The organism is Neorhizobium vignae (assembly GCF_000732195.1).
Lineage (GTDB): Bacteria > Pseudomonadota > Alphaproteobacteria > Rhizobiales > Rhizobiaceae > Neorhizobium > Neorhizobium vignae.
Genome location: NZ_JNNU01000003.1, coordinates 64,057 through 80,316, shown reverse-complemented (window position 1 = coordinate 80,316; position 16,260 = coordinate 64,057). Strand labels below are relative to the sequence as shown.

The following is a 16,260-nucleotide window of genomic DNA, read 5'->3' as shown; positions in this document are numbered from 1 at the left end:
TCACTTCATTCCCGTGCCGGCAATGCCGGTGGTGATGTATTTCTGCAGGAACAGGAAGACGACCGTGACTGGCGCCAGGCTCAGGAAGGTCATGGCGAGGATGTAGTTCCACTGCACGGAGAATTCCCCCTGGAAGGCGTTGAGCCCGACCTGCAGGGTGAAGTTTTCGCGGCTGCTGAGCACGATCAGCGGCCAGAGGAAGTCGTTCCACCGCCACAGGACGGAAAAGATCGCCAGCACCGCGAGGGCCGGCGCCGTCAGCGGCAGGACGATGCGCCAGAATATCCGGAACTCGCTTGCCGCGTCGACACGCGCCGCCTCGATGAGTTCGTCGGGAATGGTGAGCATGTACTGGCGCAGCAGGAAGACGCCGGTCGGCGAGGCGATTGTCGGGATGATGATGCCCCAGAGACTGTCCACCAGGCCCACCCCGACGACGACCAGATAGGCCGGCACCATGACCACCGTCAGGGGGATCATGAGCGTCGAGATGATCAGCACGAAAATGGCCTTCTCGCCCCGAAACCGGTATTTCGACAACGCGAAAGCGGCAAGCGCGTTGACGACGAGCGTCAGCAGCGTCGCGACGAAGGTGACGAAGACAGAATTCTTCAGGAAGGTGAGGAAGTCGAACCGGGTGAGCGGATCGGTATAGTTCTCGGTCGCGATGGTGAGCCGCTGGACCGGCGACATCGTCTTGACGTCGACGCTGACCGGCGGTCCGGGATTGCTCGGATCGACCATCTGGGCCTTCAGCCCGATGCGCCGGACCATCGCCATCTCGCGCGACTGGCCATCGACATCGACGGTCCAGAGGCTGAGTGGTGCGTCGAAGCCGGGGACGGTCTGCTGGACCGCTGCACGCGGCAGCAGCGTCGGCGGAAAGCGGGTGATCTCGGCAGCCGGCTTGAACGAGGACAACCCCGCCCAGACCACCGGAATGAGCACGGCAATCGTGCCCAGGATCAGCCAGGCCCAGGAGAGAACGTCGGTGACGCCGATCCGGCCCGGCCGGCGGGTGCGTCTCAGGAATGCGATGGGTGAGAGGCCTTGCGACATGGTCAGGACTCCATCTTGCGGCCAAGCCGCAGCTGTATGAGCGTCAGGGCGAGCAGCACGAGACCCATCAGCACCGATGCCGCCGAGGCGAGGCCGAAAAGACGCAGGTCGCTGCCGAAAGCCATCTGGTAGATGTACTGGACGATAAAGCTGTTTGCGGTGCCGGGCCCGCCGCCATTGGTCAGCACCCAGGCTTCGTCGAAGATCTGAACCGAACGGATCATCAGGAGGATCAGCACGACGAGCAGGTTCGGCCCGAGAAGCGGAAGGGTGATCCGGAAAAGCGTGCGCCGGGGCGATGCCGCGTCGATCGAGGCGGCTTCGTAGAGATCCTTCGGAATGGCCTGCAGGCCGGCCAGAAGGATCAGCGTATAAAAGCCCATGTGGAACCAGACCGAAACGACGACCACGAAGAATCGCGACCAGCCGACGTCCAGCAGGAAGATTTCCGGCGGTACGCCGAGCATCTGCAGGAAGGCGTTGAGCAGGCCGTTGCGATCCAGGAACCATTTCCAGATCAGGCCGATGACGACCGGCGACAGCAGGACGGGATAAAAGAACATGGCTCGGAAGAAACCGCGCGCGGCGATCGCGCGGTTGAGGATGAGAGCCGTCACCAATGCCGCCAGCAGGGTCGCGGCAACGTTGAAACCGACGAACCAGAGCGTATTCCAGACCGCCGTCCAGAACAGGGATTCGCGGCAGCTCCCCGGACGAAGGTAGTCTTCGCACTGCAGGAGCTGGCGGAAATTGTCGAAGCCGACGAAAGGCCGCTCCGACACGAAAAGGCCGGTGCCGCCGGTAAAGGCGTAACCAACCGCGATGGCGATCGGCAGGAAAGTGAAGATGCCGAAAAGGATGAGATTCGGCGCGAGGAACAGATAGGGCATCCGCTTCCTGCCCATCAGCCGCTCGAACCCGTTGATGGGCGCCTCGACGACGCCCATGACGAAGTCGAGGGCGCGGCCGCCGAGATCGGTCGCCTTAGGCGTGCTCATGGGCGTCACTCCGTTGGCTAACGGTCTGCGGCAAAGCCAGGCCGCTGTCGGGATCGAAGACGTGCACCCGGCCGGATAGCGGCGCAATCCGCAGAACGTCGCCGTGACGCGGCGCGAAATGGCCGGTCTGGTGAACGATGATCTGCTCGTCCCGCCCCTCGAGCGTCCCGTAGACATAGGTCTCGGTCCCGAGGCTCTCGTGATACTGGACGACGAACGGCAGCCCTTCATCGCCGACCGCGAAATGCGCGGGCCTTATGCCGACAAGCACGGCCTGGCCTGGTTTCGCCGCGGCGGGATCGATTGACGCAGTGAGCGGCGCGCCGTAGCCGACATCGACCGTCACGCCGGCCTCGCCGACCGCAGTCACCTTGCCCTTCAGCATGTTCATCCGCGGCGAGCCCAGGAAGCCCGCCACGAAGAGGTTCCGCGGGTTGTCGAAGAGTTCGAGCGGCGTTCCGACCTGCTCGATCCGGCCGCCGTTCAGCACGACGATCTCGTCGGCCATGGTCATCGCCTCCACCTGGTCGTGGGTGACGTAGATCATCGTCGTTCTCAGCTGGCGATGCAGCCTTGTGATTTCCGCCCTTGTCTGCACCCGCAGCGCCGCGTCGAGGTTCGAGAGCGGCTCGTCGAAGAGGAAGATATCGGGGTTGCGCACGATGGCGCGTCCGATCGCGACCCGCTGCCGCTGGCCGCCGGAAAGTTGCCGCGGCTTGCGATCCAGATAGGGCTCGATGGCAAGCATGCGGGCCGCCTCCCCGATCCGGGTCTCGATCTCGCCGCGTTTGAATTTCAGGTTCTCGAGCCCGAACGCGAGGTTCTTGCGCACGCTCATATGGGGATAGAGCGCATAGGACTGGAAGACCATGGCGATCTTCCGTTCCGCCGGAGAAAGCTGGACGACGTCGCGCCCGCCGATCTCGATGCCGCCGGCGCTGATGTCCTCCAGCCCCGCGATGATCCTCAGAAGGGTCGACTTGCCGCAGCCGGACGGACCGACGAACACGACGAACTTGCCGTCGTCGATCGTCAGGTCGATGCCGTGCAGGACGGTCAGCGCGCCGAACGCCTTGGTGACATTTATAAGTTTCAGATTTCCCATTCCCTGCTCCCGTCAGGTTCAGTCACTTTATGGACGACGCTTTCGACGTTCCAGCCTTCCGGTATCGGTTGCGGCCTCTCGAAATGCGTCTCCTCGATCGCAATCCCCTCTATGCCGGCGGTAAAAAGCGCCGGCATGCCCCCCGGGTAGTCGACAAGACCGACCACCCGTCCGTCCGCGCCCTTCGTCCATGCATTCGCCCGGCCGGCAGCGTCCGCGCTCGGTGCGATATCCGCATGGGTCGGCCTCAGATCATAACGAAGTCCGGTGCCGAGCAGGCCTTTTCGCTGCCGCAGTCGCAGCCGCGAAAGCCTGGTGCCGTGAATTTTCGCAGCGGACGTCGAAACGAGTGCGATCGCCCCGTCCATTTGGCCACTCAGGTCCTCGACGACGAGGTTTCGAACGGCACCGGCCCGGCGGGTGGGGATGCGATCCACCACCGTCACCGTCAGCGCCTCGCCCGATCCCCAGAAACCATCGAGCGTCTCGTGGCAATCGACCTCTATCCGGGAGAAGCGGATATCGGTCATATGCCCGCCGTCGCGCGAAAACAGCCCCAGCCCCCGGTTTGAATCGTGGACGCTGCAGTCCTCGAAGACGACGTCGGTGAAATCGCCGTAGGATTCCGTGCCGATCTTCAGCGCGCAGCTGTTGCTTTCCACCAGGCAGCGGCGCACGAGCACGTTTTCGCATTGCCCGATCGCTTGGCCGTCCGGTCCGGCGCTGGTCTTCAGGCAGATGCCGTCATCGGCCGTCGATATGACGCAGTCCTCCACAACCGCGTGTCGGCAGGCGTCGAGCACGAGGCCGTCGGTATTCGGCAGGCGCCGGTTGTTCGATACCTTCACGCCGCCGACATAGACGTCGTCGCAATTGACGAGATGCAGCGTCCACATGGGTGAATCGACGACTTCCAGCCTCTCGATGCGGACGCCGCGGCAGGATTCGAAGACCACCACCCGCGGGCGGAACTCCGCCGGGACAAAGGTGCCCATCGCCTCGTCGTTGCCGGCGATGAAATGTCCGCCGCCCGCCTCGATCCGTCCTGGGCCGGTCAAGGCTATGTCCGTCGCGTTTCCTGCGACGATCATGGCACGGTTCGACTTCTCGGCGACAACCGAAACCGATGTCTCTTCGTAAGCTCCGTAGTCGGCCGCCGGACGCAGGATCGCGCCCACCGCCAGATGAAGCTCGACGCCGGATCGCAGCCTTAGGCCGCGGGTATTGTGGATGCCTTCGGTGAGTTCCACACAGCCGCCGCCACGCGCGGCCATCTGGTCGATCGCCGCCTGAATGCGCACCGTCTCGTCCTCCTGCACGGGCTCGACGAGAAGAGACGGGAACCTGTTCATGCGCCCTCCTCGCCCTCGAGCAGGACTTCCGTCAGAAGCAGCATCGTCAATGCCTGCCCATAGGGGGTCGGCAGGTTGGGGATGCGACGATAGAAATCCAGATCGTGCCCCATCGGCGTGCCATCCGAAACGCCCTGGACGACGCCCTCGTCATCGACCTGGGAGAGCACCGCCGCCAGCGCCCGCTCCGCATGCACCCGGTCGGACGCATCGAGGATGCCCGCGTCGATGCCGCGCAGGATGCCGTAGGCGATCCCGGCCGTCGCCGATGTTTCAAGGGGAGACGTCGGGTCGTCGAGCAGCGTATGGAACATGCCGTCCGGCCGTTGCAGTCGCTTCAACGAGCGCACCTGACTCGCAAGCACATTCGACAGGAAACGCTTGTCCTTTTCCTTAAGGTCGGGAACGAGCTCGAACAGTTCGGGAATGGCAACCGTGATCCAGGCGTTGCCCCGCGCCCAGAAGGCCTTGGCGAAATTGTGCCGGCCGTTGAATGTCCAGCCGTGATACCACAGGCCCGTGACCGGGTCGGACAGATAACGGGCATGCACCATGAACTGGTAGACGGCCTCGTCGATCCAGTCGCGACGCCCGCAGGCGACACCCGCGCGTGCCAGAAACAGGCCGGCCATGAACAGCGTATCGTCCCAGAGCTCGCCATCGTTCAGCCGCTCCTTGACGACGTGCTGAAAACCGCCGTCCTCGGTCTTCGGAAGCCGGTGGACGAGCCAGTCCGCCCAATCCTCGACAAGCGCGCGGAAATCCGGCCGGTCGACATGGTCAATGAGGATGGCGAGCGGCAGCATGGGCGCCGTGCTGTTGATCTGCCGCGGCGGCAGGCCCCGGCCGATTTGCCGGCCGTACCAGGCGACGAGATCGTCGACGGCCTTCCGGTCGCCGGCGGCAAGCGCTCGGCGCAGGAAGCCGTAAAGGCCGACGCCGACTTCCCAGTCCCATTCGTCGAACTGGATGCCGCCGTCCGCATCGGCACCGGCAAGGCCTTCCTTGATGCCCTTGAGGCGGCTGAACGCAACCGCGACCTGATCGATCGTCTCCTGCAGGGCCGGTTTGTTGAGGGTCATCGAATCCATCGGTCGGAATGTCCTTTATGCATAGAATGGATGATCGCTGTCGCCGGCGGCCGTGCTGTCATAGGTCAGGATCGGCACGGGCTGATCGTGGATGAAGGGTCGCGGTTGTCCGCTGACGGTGAATTCGCCGGCATAGGAGAGAGCCAATGTTTCGCGGCCCGGCGGAGAAAGGCTCAGCACCTTGCGATCGGTGTCGAACGAGATGGAGGTGGCAAGGATACGTTCGGCGAAACGACGGAAAGCCGCTTCGTCGCCCGCACCCACCACGGCCGCCCAGCCGGTGAGCGCACCTTCGGAGCGTGCCTCGCGCCCGGCGGTCGCGCCCTCGGCGACGAGGTCAAGTCCGTTCGTCGCATGGAGCGCCGCAAAACCCCGACCCGAGCGGGTGAGCAGCCAGTTCCCGTGCATGACGACCTCGTCGAGACCGTCGCGTCCGAGATAGGCATGGGTCCAGGCATGGCGCGTGCCTTCGGTGTCGGCGATCAGCATGGCGACGTCGCGATATTGCATGACGCGGGGGAGAACGCCGTTGCCGGCCCAATAGGAGGGGCGTTGCGTGCCCCAGGGGTCGTCCTCGCCGGGATGATTGACCCAGAGCCTCGCCATCGGGTGGCCGGCAAGCCGGATATCGAGCACGTGCTGCTGGTGGCCCCGCCGGCCAGTCTTGTGATCAATGACCGTAGAGAGCTGCGAAGCTTGCGTCTTGAAAAGCACGAGCTTGCCGCTTTCGAGCCCCTGGGCATAACGCGCTTCGATCGAGCGTCCCTGCACCAGCTGGGCATAGTCCGGCAGGTCGGCCGGCGGGGTGTAGGAGCCGGCGCAGAACATCGGCAGGGAGGCGACGCCGCCGTTCAGCCAGCCGCTGCCGAATGCCACGCGGGCGAATGGAGCAAGTTCCGTGAGAGGCCCGGCCCGCAGTTCCTTGTCGTAGGCGCGCCCCTGCGAGCCGGCCGGGACACCCGCCAGCGTGTGCAGCGCGATCATCCGGAAGATCAGATCCAGCTGATGCCGGGCGCGCGGGGCGATATCGTCCCCGCCCCAGCGTTCGAGGGCGAGCAGGCCGATGAAATCCACCGGATAATAGGCCGCGGAATTCCATTCGGCGAGGCCGTGGGCCTCGACACTGTCGAACCAGCGGCGAAGCCGGCCTTCCGCCAGCTGCGCCTGCTCGCGACCGGTCCTGCCCGAGGCGGAGAACACGGTATCCGGCATCAATCCGCCGGCGATCAGCTGGCTCGTGTGGAAGCACAGGACATGGTTCTCGCTCCAGAACCACATGACGTCGTTGCCTGGCTCGTCCACCCAATAGCGGTAGCCGGCGACCGAGGCCCGGATGTTTGCCGCCGTCTCCGGTGACAGGACATGCTCATATTCCCCGAGGAGCCAAAGCAGCGGCACCATCACGAAATCCGAGCAATCCTCCCGCCGGTCGATGATCTCGAGCGTGGCGGCTATGATCCTGTCCATCGCCTCGCGGTCGACCTCGCCTGATGCAGCCATGGCAAGGACGCGGCCGATCCGCTCGGCACCGAAACGGGCGCTGAAGGCCAGCGCCTCGCGTTTGCGTTCGGCAAGCGTCGCGGCGGCCTGAGGCAGGTCGAGGCCACTCATGAAGGCGGCGTCTATATGGCGGGCCACGGTTGCGGCGCCGGAACCGATCTTCAGCCGGATGCCGTGATATCCGTCCGGCAGGCCTTTGATCGCGGGAGCGACAAGCAGTGTCTCGCCGGCACCCAGGATCAGGTCCGCCCTCGCCAGCACGGCTCGGTCATGGCCATGGTTGTAGACCTCGATGCCGACGGGCAGATCGGCCCCAGGCGGGGTGTCGAAGAGGATTTCCAGCGGGCGGTCGACAAAAACGTCGGCGGCTGGACGGATGGCGCGGGCAAGGAGCTCGAGCCGCCGGACTTCCTGCCGGTCCAGCGCGGTGGGCAGGGCGATGTCCAGCGGTTGGGTATCGACTAGTTCCAGCTCGAAGAACCAGATCGTGTCCCGCTCCGCAAGGTCGTCGGTCAAGAGAAGGATGTCGTTGTCGCCGGCCTTCAGCGCCAGGACGATATCGGTCTCGCTTTCGACGTTACGCCGGAAGGGCTCGAACCGCACCTGTTCCTCGCCATTCACCCAGATCCGCACGCCGCCGCAGGTTCTCAGCCGCATCGGGACGTCGCGGGCAGCCTCGGCGCGGAAACTGCCGCGCAGCCAGCGGCTGACATGGGTCGGCACGTGCCAGAAGCCGGTGAACTCGACGCGGCGGTTCGGCCCGGGCAGGTTGAGGGACGCCGGTTTCCAGTCATGCTCGGCACGGATTTCCCGTCCGATCATCTGTGCCTGGAAGGCCTTCCTGCAAGGCAGGTCGCCGACATCGACGAAACCGTTGATGAAGCGGTAGTTGACGCGATCCTCCGCCGGCGCCGGTTCACCTGGAAAATAGACCTGGCGCAAATCCGAGACGACCCACGCCGTGAAGGTTTCGCCGGGGGCGACGTGATAGCTGGCACCGCCCGGACGGCCTGCGGCTGCAGGTGAATGCTCCATGACTGCCTCCCTCAGATCATGAAAATATTTTCATAGAATAAAAGTCGCTGCATCAGCTTCGTGAGCTGTTTCGAATTTAGGGCGACAAGACAGCTTGACGTTTGGATTGTCAAGCTTCAAAAAGGAGAAATTCGAAGGAAAGTCCGAAAGGAAACCTTCCGAATTGTGAAAATATTTTCATTGGGAGGATGGAAAATGCAGAGACTTCTATCAGGGATAAGTGCGTTCGTATTCTCGGCCTTCGCCCTTTCGGGCGCGGCCATGGCGGACACCAAGACCATTACTTTCCTGTTCACCGACGACGACCAGGGTTATGTCGAGCGCATGGCCGCCTTGAGCAAGGAATTCGAGGCGTCACATCCCGACGTCAAGGTCAATTTCGTGTCGTCCGGCTATGACGCGGTGGTGAAGCAGCTGCCGGTGCAGCTGGCGGCAGGCAAGGGGCCGGACCTCGCCAAGATCACCGACTGGCAGCTCGCGCCCTATTATCTCGACATGCGTTCCTACATGACGGACCCGGACACTTTCGCCAAGCTGCACGGGGAGAGCCTCAACCAGCTCCGCCTGCCCAACATCAACGACCCGAAATCGATCAACGGCTATGTCGCGTCCCAGACGCTGAACCTTCCGTTCGTCAACAAGACCCTGTTCGAGCAGGCCGGCGAACCGCTGCCCGGTCCGAAGGCGACGTTCAAGGAGATCGTCGAAGCCTCGGCCCGCGTCGCAAAGGCGACGGGCGCGCAGATCCCCTTCACCATGGACCGATCGGGCCACCGCTTCTCCGGCGGCGCCTATTCCTACGGCTCGGTCTATCTGAAGGACGGCAAGTTCAGCTTCCCCGACGCGGCCGCCCGCAAATATATCGCCGACCTCTATTCCTGGACCCAGAACGGCAGTTTCCCCAAGGAAATGTGGGGGGCCGCCGGCGGTTCGCAGTACAAGAACATGGGCGATGAATTCGTCAACGGCAATGTCGTCACCTACCTTGCCGGCAACTGGATGGTGAACCCCTTCCAGAAGAAGATCGGCAACGCGTTCCAGTGGACGGCAATCAACGCACCCTGCGGCGAGGCGGGTTGCTATGCGATGCCGGGCGCGACCGCGATCGTCGGCTTCAAGCGCACCGAACATCCCGAAGCGGTCGCTCAGTTCATCGAATTTCTCGGCTCCGAGAAGGTACAGCGCGAAATCGCCGAGACCTACGTCATCCTGACGGGAGCGGACATCAAGAACCCGCAATACAAGATCTCAAGCGACGACGCCAAGGCATCCATGGCCGTCTTCCTGGATAACAAGAAGAACGTTCCGCAAGCAGCGCGGGAGTTCGAACGCGTAAAAGGCGCGACGGCAATCTATCAGCAGATCGTCCAGCGCATGAGCCAGCTCATCGTGGGCGAATTGAGCCTGGAGGAAACCTACAAGAACCTCGAGGCTGACGCCGGCAAAATCAACGAGGCGCTGGCTGTAAAGTAACACGATCGGGCATGCCGGGTAGCCAATGCAACCCGGCATGCCTCTATTGAAAGACTTGCTGGAAAAAGGGAGATCCTGATCCGGCGTCAGGTGCTTCGGTTGCCTGTCTCTTATGCCCGACACCGAGAGACCCGCCTCGATATCGCAGAGGCTGCGGTCAAAAGCGCCGGCCTTGCTGGACCCTTTCTGGCGGAATGACAATGCGACGGCTTACCCGGCCGCGGCTCCGACTGCAGTCAAGCCGACAGCGAGCAAAGCCATGATGATCAGCAGCCAACGGGCCTGATATACACTCTCTTCCATCTGAACCTCCCTTTCCGAGACGCCAAGAACACCGCGAGTGCCGCCGAAGTTCCGCGGTCGGGACCTTTCCCCCTCGCACCAGACCTTGGTCGACGCCTCCAAGGACTAAGGTCTAAGCCCTGATCGGACTGAAGCCCCGGGGCGGGAACATGCGCCGCCGACAGCCTGTTTGTCCCGCAGCTTCGGAAACGCTGTCGCGGTCGGAAGCATGAGGAAACCCAAGGAGATAAGATATGAACATCGTTACACGCGCGGCATTTGCCGCGGCGCTTCTCGCGGGCACTACCCTGTCTGCCTTCGCCCAGACCAGCAGCACGGTCGGCACCGGAGGAACCAGCGCTGGCGGCGGCACCTCCAGCAGCACGGTCGGGACGGGCGGCAGTTCCGCCGGAACCAATTGCGCGCCAGGCACCACCAATTGCGGCTCCGGTTCGGCTTCGACCCTGGGCACCGGCGGTTCTTCCGCCGGCGGCGGCCAGTCGAGCAGCTCGGTTGGCACCGGCGGTTCGGCGGCGGGCTCTGGCAGCGGCTCCGGCTCGGCATCGACGCTCGGCACCGGTGGCACGTCTGCGGGCGATGGCCAGTCCAGCAGCTCTGTCGGCACCGGCGGTTCGGCGGCGGGCTCGGGCAGCGGCTCGGGCTCCGCATCGACGCTCGGCACCGGCGGCACGTCCGCCAAGGACGGAATGTCGACCAGTTCGGTCGGAACCGGCGGCAGCTCTGCTGGCGCAGCCGGTCAGGAACACGGACAGGGCAAGAAGGCATGTCCTCCGGGCCAGGCCAAGAAAGACGGCGCTTCCTGCTAGTCCCATCCATCGGACGAGGGCGGATTGTTCCGCCTTCGTCCTATCCATAGGAGAGCCGAAATGACCTCGGCATCATTCGCATACAAAGGCACGTTCGCACTGCCGCTGATCCTGGCAACCATTACCGCGATCTCCGCCTTTGCCACCGAAACCATCAAGCTTGACGACGGCACCACCTGCACCGTCATCGAAAGCACGGGTTCGATCGCCAACGGCACGTCCACATCGGTAACAGCAGGTGGCGGCAGCGTTTCGTCCTCGACGACAATCGACGGCAAGACAACCACCATGCACTCGGGCGGCGGCTCGGCTTCGTCCAGCGCCGGCTCGTCCGTCACCACCGGCACGGCCGGCAATCAGGCATTTTCGACGGCAAGCGTCACCAGGCCCGATGGAACGGTCATCACCCGCCGGTCGGACGGCACCTGCGACGTCACCAAGCCTCGGAAATGAAGGAGATAGGCATGTCTAAGAAGATAACTCTGGCAGGCCTCGTGCTTGTGGCCTCGGTCGCCACGACACCTGTGTTTGCACAGGACTGCAACGCGGCCGGCACGGTCGGCTCCGGTGGCAGTGCCGCCGCAGGCGGCACATCGGCAAGCACACTCGGCACCGCCGGAGCCTGTCGGACCGACGATGGCACGACAGCCTCGATCGGCTCTGGGGGGAGTGCGGCGACGGCCGAGGGCAAGGCCCGGAGCCAGACCAAGATCAACGAGAACCCCGAGCAGCTGAAGGCGCAGTCAAAGGCGCAGGCCATGGACCAGGGCACCTTCAGCAAATCGCAGACAAAAACGAGGGTCAAGGGTGATGAGCTGCAAAGCAAGACGCGCAGCATGTCTCATGTCCCAGGGCAGAAGCCGGTCAAAAGCACTACCGACAGCAATGTGGTTCTGCCGCAGCAGTGACCTGGAAACGACGAACCGGCTCCTACCAACGAGCGGGAGCCGGAGCCTTCGGCACGCGGACGATCCCCGCATGTCTAGGTTCGCCGCCTACGAATTCTGCCGTTCAGCTCGCTGATTGGAACTGAATGCCGGCTGGGGGCTTTAAAACCGCGCAGACTTCGGAGGATGACGATGGACGAAAATACTTTTACGCAACTGAGCACCATGAGCCAGCAGCTGCACAAGCGCTCCCTCGCCCTGTCCCACCAGGGCAAGGATGCTGACCTCGCAATGCTGATGTCGGCCCAGGCCGTAACGATGGAAGCGGTCAAATCCCTCGGGGAAGCCTTGAACAGGATCAATGGGCCGCTTGGGCTTGGGGCAGCGGGAGACTAGGCGGCGTCTTCCCGGTCTCCTTCGTGCAATCCTTTTCAGCGCCATGACAATGCCGGCCGGAACTTTCCAACGCGACGGCAGGTTTGGCTTTCAGGAGGAGAACGAGATGCACCACAAACCCGGCCACCAACATGAAATGGCGTTTTACATCGGACTGAACGTAGCACTTGGCTGCCTGATCGTCGCAAGCGTCCTGCTTGCGGCAGCCGCCTGAAGACCAGCTCGATCTGGGGCGCCGTCATGAGCTCCCGGCATTGGTCGAGGAACTATTCCCCGATCCGCCTGTTGGAGCCTTCATGAACGACACGTCCAGAAAGGCCGGCAACAACATGATGAAATTTGTCACCGCCATTCTGGCGGCCGCACTTGTCATCGGTGCAGGCTATTTCTTTTTCCTGCACCCGGGCGAGCCCGCGGGTTCCCAAACACCGCCATCCCCGCACGCCATCGACCAGACGAAGTGATAGACGATGAAGCCAAGCGAAACGCCAAGGAACAGCGAAACGCCGACCGGATTGTCACCATCGGCAGATTCCGAACCCCAAAAAAAGCGCAAAGTCATCGCCGGTCGCGGCTTGGTCATGTTTATCGCCGGTGTCGCGGTCGCAGCCTTCTGCCTTTACATGTTCATCGCGCTGTATGGCATCTATGCCCACACCTGACGCCATCACCCCGCTGCGCCTTCCGGCCTAGCTGGGGGAGATAAGGCGCAGGCCGCTCAATTTGCGACATCAAAGGTGACTGGCGTTCTCTTGTTAAAATGAGCAGGAACGGCTATTCGCCGTGGCAGACTTGAACCAGGACCTGCCATGCTCACGCTAAAATCCACCTTGACCGCGCTGTTGATCGCGACTGCATCCAGCTTCACTGTTTCCTCGGCATTCGCATCGACGAAATATCCCCTCACCATCGAAAACTGCGGCGCGCAGGTCAGCTTCCAGAAGGCGCCCGAGCGGGCAATCGGGCTTGGCCAGAACAGCGCGGAGATCCTGCTGCTGCTCGGCCTCCAGGACAAGATGGCCGGCACCGCCTTCTGGCCCAGCAAGGTTTTGCCGCAGCTTGCCGAAGCCAATGCCAAGGTCAAGCTTCTGAGCGTCGAATTCCCGACCTTCGAATCGATCCTGGCGGAGAACCCGGATTTCGTGGCGGCCGCTTTGCCAAGCCTGGTCGGCCCGAGCAGCAAGGTCGCCAAGCGCGAGGATTTCGACAAGGTCGGCGTTCCGAGCTATCTCTCGCCCAGCACCTGCCTCAGCACCAAGGAGGTCAAGGACCAGTACGGCAGCCGCGCCCAGCTTTGGAACATGGACCTGCTCTACAAGGAAATCGACGAACTATCGCAGATCTTCGATGTCGCTGATCGCGGCCAGGCATTGATCGCCGACTTCAAGGCGCGCGAAGCCAAACTCCGCTCCAGCGTATCGAAGGACGGCAAAAGCCTCTCCTACGTCTTCTGGTTCTCCAGCCCCAGCCCGTCGGCCGATGCCTATCTTGGCGGCAAGAACGCAGCGTCCGGCTTCATCGCCGATGTCCTGGGCGGCCGCAATGCCGTCACCGCCGAAGCCGAATGGCCGACGCTCGGCTGGGAAAGCATCATCGCTGCCAATCCGGACGTGATCGTCGTCGCCAATCTGGATCGCAATCGCTGGGAGCTCGACAAACCGGAAGCAAAGATCAAGTTCTTGACCACCGATCCGGCCGTCAGCCAGATCACCGCCGTGAAAAACAAGGCAATGGTGGTGATGGACGGTCAGGCCATGAACCCGACCGTGCGCACGATCTATGGCGCCGAACAAGTGGCCGAACAGTTAAAGGCCATCGGTCTTCTGAAGTGACGGAAAAGCGCCGCTCCCTTCAGCAGCTTTTCGCCTTCGTTGCCGTGCTGGGGGCTTCGCTTGCAGCCATCGGTCTCGTCGTCGGCATCAGCGTCGGGATCGGCGATCTGCCGATCCCGCTCGCGACGACCTTTTCTGCGGTCACCAACCGGTTGGGCTGGACGGCGGTCGGCCTCAACCGCATCCATGAGACGGTCATCTGGGACTACCGTCTCAGCCGGGCGCTGGTCGCGGCCTTTTGCGGTGCGGGCCTCGCCCTGTCGGGAGCGATCATGCAGTCGCTGCTGCGCAACCCGCTTGCCGAGCCCTACGTTCTTGGTATCTCCGCCGGGGCGTCCACCGGAGCCGTCGCGATCGTCATCCTCGGTGTTGGCGCAGGCGCGGTCTCATTGTCGGCAGGCGCTTTTGCCGGCGCCTTCGCGGCCTTTTTCTTCGTGGCGCTGCTATCCAACGGCACGCGCGGCGGTGCGGACCGCACCATTCTTGCCGGTGTCGCCGCTTCGCAGCTCTTCAATGCCTCGACCTCCTACATCGTCACCACGTCGGGCAATGCCCAGCAGGCGCGCGACGTGATGTTCTGGCTGCTTGGCAGTTTTGGCGGGGTGCGCTGGCCGGAACTGACACTGGTCTCGATCATCGTCGGCATCGCGCTGGTGGCCTGCCTGCTTTATGCCCGCGTGCTCGATGCCTTTGCCTTCGGCGACGAAGCGGCGGCGTCGCTCGGTGTCAATGTGGCGCGCGCCCGCATCGTGCTTTTCGCCCTGACGGCGATGATGACGGCGACGATCGTCAGCATGGTCGGCTCGATCGGCTTTGTCGGCCTTGTCGTACCGCATGTGGCGCGGTTTGCGGTCGGACCACTGCATGTCCGTCTGCTGCCGGCCTGCGCCGTTATCGGTGCCGTTTTCATGGTGGTGGCGGATATTGCGTCACGCACCCTCATCCCGCAGCAGGTCCTGCCGATCGGCGTCGTCACCGCGCTGGTCGGCGTGCCCTTCTTTTCGATCATCCTCTACCGGTTCCAACGCGCGTCATGAGTATCAAGACCGAGAACCTCACCTGGAAAATTGGCAGGAAGACCGTGCTCGACGGCGTCTCGTTCGAGGCGCAGCCGGGCAAGACGCTCGGCCTGCTGGGACCGAACGGTTCCGGAAAGACGTCGCTGCTGCGTCTGCTGGCGGGTTTGAAACTGCCGCATTCAGGCTCCATCACGCTTGAAGGCAAGGATCTCAGGACGATCGGGCGGCGTTCGATCGCAAAGCGTGTCGCCTTCGTGGAACAGCACGCCACGACCAATGCCAATCTGAGGGTCGTGGACGTGGTGAAGCTCGGGCGGTTTCCGCACCGGTCGATATTTTCCGGCTGGTCGCTCACCGACGACGAAGCCGTCGAGACCGCTCTTGCGCGTGCCGGCATGGCCCATAAGCGCAACGACCGCTGGCAATCCCTTTCCGGCGGCGAAAAGCAGCGGACCCATATCGCAAGGGCGCTGGCGCAATCGCCGAAGGAACTCATCCTCGACGAGCCGACCAACCATCTGGATATCCAGCATCAGATCGGCCTGATGCGGCTGGTTTCCGGCCTGCCGATGACGAGTATCATCGCGCTTCACGATCTCAATCATGCAGCAATGTTCTGCGATCAGCTGATCGTCCTGCAGAGCGGCAGGATCGTTGCCTGCGGGGCACCGGAAGAGGTGCTGACCGAGACTCTGCTGAGGGACGTATTTTCCGTCGAAGCACGGGTAGAAGCCTCGCCGCACCATTCACGACCCCATATCCACTACCTCGTCTGAGACCTCCCACCCACGACAGAGTTTCGACCGCACCGTCCGCGCCATGAAAGCCGAAGGCCGTTGCACGAACGTCCAGCGGAACAAACAAACCCTTGTCATTGTTGTTGGTCATCCGGAACCGGAGGGCTCGACATGAAACGTCTTCTCATCACGGCAGCGGCCGTTCTTTCGCTGTCGGCCAACCTGACACTCGCGCAGGATACGCCCAACGCGTCTCCCGGCACCCCGCCGCAGGCTGAGCGGGATCGCGCCTCGAACGGGCCGTCGCCCGATCCTCGTGAACCGGCCGCTGACCGGGACGGAGACGAGTGGCGCACGCCTCCGATGGCGGGCCATCGACCGCCACGGGAGCGCGGCGCGCGCTTCCGCATCGAGAACGGGCGAACCACGATCGACCTGCGCTGCGCCGACGGCGAACCGACAAAGGATTGCGCGGATCTTCTGCTGCAGGTGCTGGACCGGCTTGAGAGAAGAGTGTCTTCGGACGATTCCGACTCGCGCGACGACGGGCGGGACCGCCCGCGTTATCGGTGAAGCCGGCTGAGACCAGAGTCGATCCTTCTTCAAGGCACCCCGGCGTACTCTCGTGAAAGAGAGCCTGTCGGGACTTGAGCAGACGCGTGCAAAG

General features: G+C 63.2%; 17 protein-coding genes. 11 read left to right on the top strand and 6 right to left on the bottom strand.

Annotated elements, in window-relative coordinates:
- From GQ59_RS05015 to GQ59_RS04990, 6 genes are read right to left on the bottom strand one after another with little or no spacing between them, the layout of a single operon-like run.
- Positions 1–1,059 (bottom strand): carbohydrate ABC transporter permease, encoded by a 1,059-nt coding sequence (locus GQ59_RS05015; protein WP_037078405.1) that lies wholly within the window; start codon positions 1,057–1,059, stop codon positions 1–3.
- Positions 1,060–1,061: 2 nt separating this feature from the next.
- Positions 1,062–2,057 (bottom strand): carbohydrate ABC transporter permease, encoded by a 996-nt coding sequence (locus GQ59_RS05010; RefSeq protein WP_037078402.1) that lies wholly within the window; start codon positions 2,055–2,057, stop codon positions 1,062–1,064.
- Complete coding sequence (locus tag GQ59_RS05005; protein ID WP_037078400.1) at positions 2,044–3,162, bottom strand: ABC transporter ATP-binding protein; 1,119 nt, start codon at positions 3,160–3,162, stop codon at positions 2,044–2,046. The genes GQ59_RS05010 and GQ59_RS05005 overlap by 14 nt, the downstream gene beginning before the upstream one ends.
- Complete coding sequence (gene pglB / locus GQ59_RS05000; RefSeq protein WP_037078398.1) at positions 3,150–4,514, bottom strand: polygalacturonase PglB; 1,365 nt, start codon at positions 4,512–4,514, stop codon at positions 3,150–3,152. Before pglB ends, GQ59_RS05005 begins: the two co-directional genes overlap by 13 nt.
- Positions 4,511–5,605 carry a beta-galactosidase BglB gene (gene bglB, locus GQ59_RS04995; RefSeq protein ID WP_037078395.1) on the bottom strand — a complete coding sequence of 365 codons (1,095 nt, stop codon included), beginning with the start codon at positions 5,603–5,605 and terminating at the stop codon, positions 4,511–4,513. The genes pglB and bglB overlap by 4 nt, the downstream gene beginning before the upstream one ends.
- A 15-nt stretch (positions 5,606–5,620) precedes the next feature.
- Positions 5,621–8,140: a hypothetical protein gene (locus GQ59_RS04990; protein ID WP_037078392.1), complete on the bottom strand. Its 2,520-nt coding sequence runs from the start codon at positions 8,138–8,140 to the stop codon at positions 5,621–5,623.
- A gap of 195 nt (positions 8,141–8,335) precedes the next feature.
- Between GQ59_RS04990 and GQ59_RS04985 the strand changes: the two genes are divergently transcribed.
- From GQ59_RS04985 to GQ59_RS04940, 11 genes are all read left to right on the top strand, one after another.
- A complete protein-coding gene (locus GQ59_RS04985; RefSeq protein ID WP_037078390.1) occupies positions 8,336–9,613 on the top strand; it encodes an ABC transporter substrate-binding protein in 1,278 nt (425 codons plus the stop codon).
- 536 nt (positions 9,614–10,149) lie between these two features.
- Positions 10,150–10,722, top strand: coding sequence for a hypothetical protein (locus GQ59_RS04980; RefSeq protein WP_037078387.1), 573 nt, complete (start codon positions 10,150–10,152; stop codon positions 10,720–10,722).
- 60 nt (positions 10,723–10,782) lie between these two features.
- Positions 10,783–11,175, top strand: a complete 393-nt coding sequence (locus tag GQ59_RS04975; protein ID WP_051903798.1) for a hypothetical protein — start codon at positions 10,783–10,785, stop codon at positions 11,173–11,175.
- Between the two features lie 11 nt (positions 11,176–11,186).
- Positions 11,187–11,630: a hypothetical protein gene (locus GQ59_RS04970; RefSeq protein ID WP_152564233.1), complete on the top strand. Its 444-nt coding sequence runs from the start codon at positions 11,187–11,189 to the stop codon at positions 11,628–11,630.
- A gap of 171 nt (positions 11,631–11,801) precedes the next feature.
- A complete protein-coding gene (locus GQ59_RS04965; protein ID WP_037078382.1) occupies positions 11,802–12,005 on the top strand; it encodes a hypothetical protein in 204 nt (67 codons plus the stop codon).
- A gap of 296 nt (positions 12,006–12,301) precedes the next feature.
- The gene (locus tag GQ59_RS32305) at positions 12,302–12,469 is read left to right on the top strand and encodes a hypothetical protein (RefSeq protein WP_156376343.1); all 168 of its coding nucleotides are present in this window, start codon (positions 12,302–12,304) and stop codon (positions 12,467–12,469) included.
- Between the two features lie 6 nt (positions 12,470–12,475).
- Complete coding sequence (locus tag GQ59_RS04960; protein ID WP_037078379.1) at positions 12,476–12,667, top strand: hypothetical protein; 192 nt, start codon at positions 12,476–12,478, stop codon at positions 12,665–12,667.
- A 147-nt stretch (positions 12,668–12,814) separates the two neighbouring features.
- On the top strand, positions 12,815–13,837 hold the full coding sequence (locus tag GQ59_RS04955) for an ABC transporter substrate-binding protein (protein ID WP_037078378.1): 1,023 nt from the start codon (positions 12,815–12,817) through the stop codon (positions 13,835–13,837).
- On the top strand, positions 13,834–14,874 hold the full coding sequence (locus tag GQ59_RS04950) for a FecCD family ABC transporter permease (RefSeq protein ID WP_037078375.1): 1,041 nt from the start codon (positions 13,834–13,836) through the stop codon (positions 14,872–14,874). Before GQ59_RS04955 ends, GQ59_RS04950 begins: the two co-directional genes overlap by 4 nt.
- Positions 14,871–15,632, top strand: coding sequence for an ABC transporter ATP-binding protein (locus tag GQ59_RS04945; RefSeq protein WP_037078372.1), 762 nt, complete (start codon positions 14,871–14,873; stop codon positions 15,630–15,632). The genes GQ59_RS04950 and GQ59_RS04945 overlap by 4 nt, the downstream gene beginning before the upstream one ends.
- Positions 15,633–15,764: 132 nt before the next feature.
- Positions 15,765–16,166 (top strand): hypothetical protein, encoded by a 402-nt coding sequence (locus GQ59_RS04940; RefSeq protein ID WP_051903797.1) that lies wholly within the window; start codon positions 15,765–15,767, stop codon positions 16,164–16,166.
- Positions 16,167–16,260: the final 94 nt, after the last annotated feature.

Bases quoted from the DNA above. Each gene is read 5' to 3' on its own strand.
- pglB (WP_037078398.1), bottom strand. From the start codon at position 4,514: ATGAACAGGTTCCCGTCTCTTCTCGTCGAGCCCGTGCAGGAGGACGAG.
- GQ59_RS04945 (WP_037078372.1), top strand. From the start codon at position 14,871: ATGAGTATCAAGACCGAGAACCTCACCTGGAAAATTGGCAGGAAGACC.
- GQ59_RS04980 (WP_037078387.1), top strand. From the start codon at position 10,150: ATGAACATCGTTACACGCGCGGCATTTGCCGCGGCGCTTCTCGCGGGC.
- GQ59_RS05005 (WP_037078400.1), bottom strand. From the start codon at position 3,162: ATGGGAAATCTGAAACTTATAAATGTCACCAAGGCGTTCGGCGCGCTG.
- GQ59_RS04985 (WP_037078390.1), top strand. From the start codon at position 8,336: ATGCAGAGACTTCTATCAGGGATAAGTGCGTTCGTATTCTCGGCCTTC.
- GQ59_RS04955 (WP_037078378.1), top strand. From the start codon at position 12,815: ATGCTCACGCTAAAATCCACCTTGACCGCGCTGTTGATCGCGACTGCA.
- GQ59_RS05015 (WP_037078405.1), bottom strand. From the start codon at position 1,059: ATGTCGCAAGGCCTCTCACCCATCGCATTCCTGAGACGCACCCGCCGG.
- GQ59_RS04965 (WP_037078382.1), top strand. From the start codon at position 11,802: ATGGACGAAAATACTTTTACGCAACTGAGCACCATGAGCCAGCAGCTG.
- GQ59_RS32305 (WP_156376343.1), top strand. From the start codon at position 12,302: ATGAACGACACGTCCAGAAAGGCCGGCAACAACATGATGAAATTTGTC.
- bglB (WP_037078395.1), bottom strand. From the start codon at position 5,605: ATGGATTCGATGACCCTCAACAAACCGGCCCTGCAGGAGACGATCGAT.
- GQ59_RS04990 (WP_037078392.1), bottom strand. From the start codon at position 8,140: ATGGAGCATTCACCTGCAGCCGCAGGCCGTCCGGGCGGTGCCAGCTAT.
- GQ59_RS04960 (WP_037078379.1), top strand. From the start codon at position 12,476: ATGAAGCCAAGCGAAACGCCAAGGAACAGCGAAACGCCGACCGGATTG.
- GQ59_RS04940 (WP_051903797.1), top strand. From the start codon at position 15,765: ATGAAACGTCTTCTCATCACGGCAGCGGCCGTTCTTTCGCTGTCGGCC.
- GQ59_RS05010 (WP_037078402.1), bottom strand. From the start codon at position 2,057: ATGAGCACGCCTAAGGCGACCGATCTCGGCGGCCGCGCCCTCGACTTC.
- GQ59_RS04975 (WP_051903798.1), top strand. From the start codon at position 10,783: ATGACCTCGGCATCATTCGCATACAAAGGCACGTTCGCACTGCCGCTG.
- GQ59_RS04970 (WP_152564233.1), top strand. From the start codon at position 11,187: ATGTCTAAGAAGATAACTCTGGCAGGCCTCGTGCTTGTGGCCTCGGTC.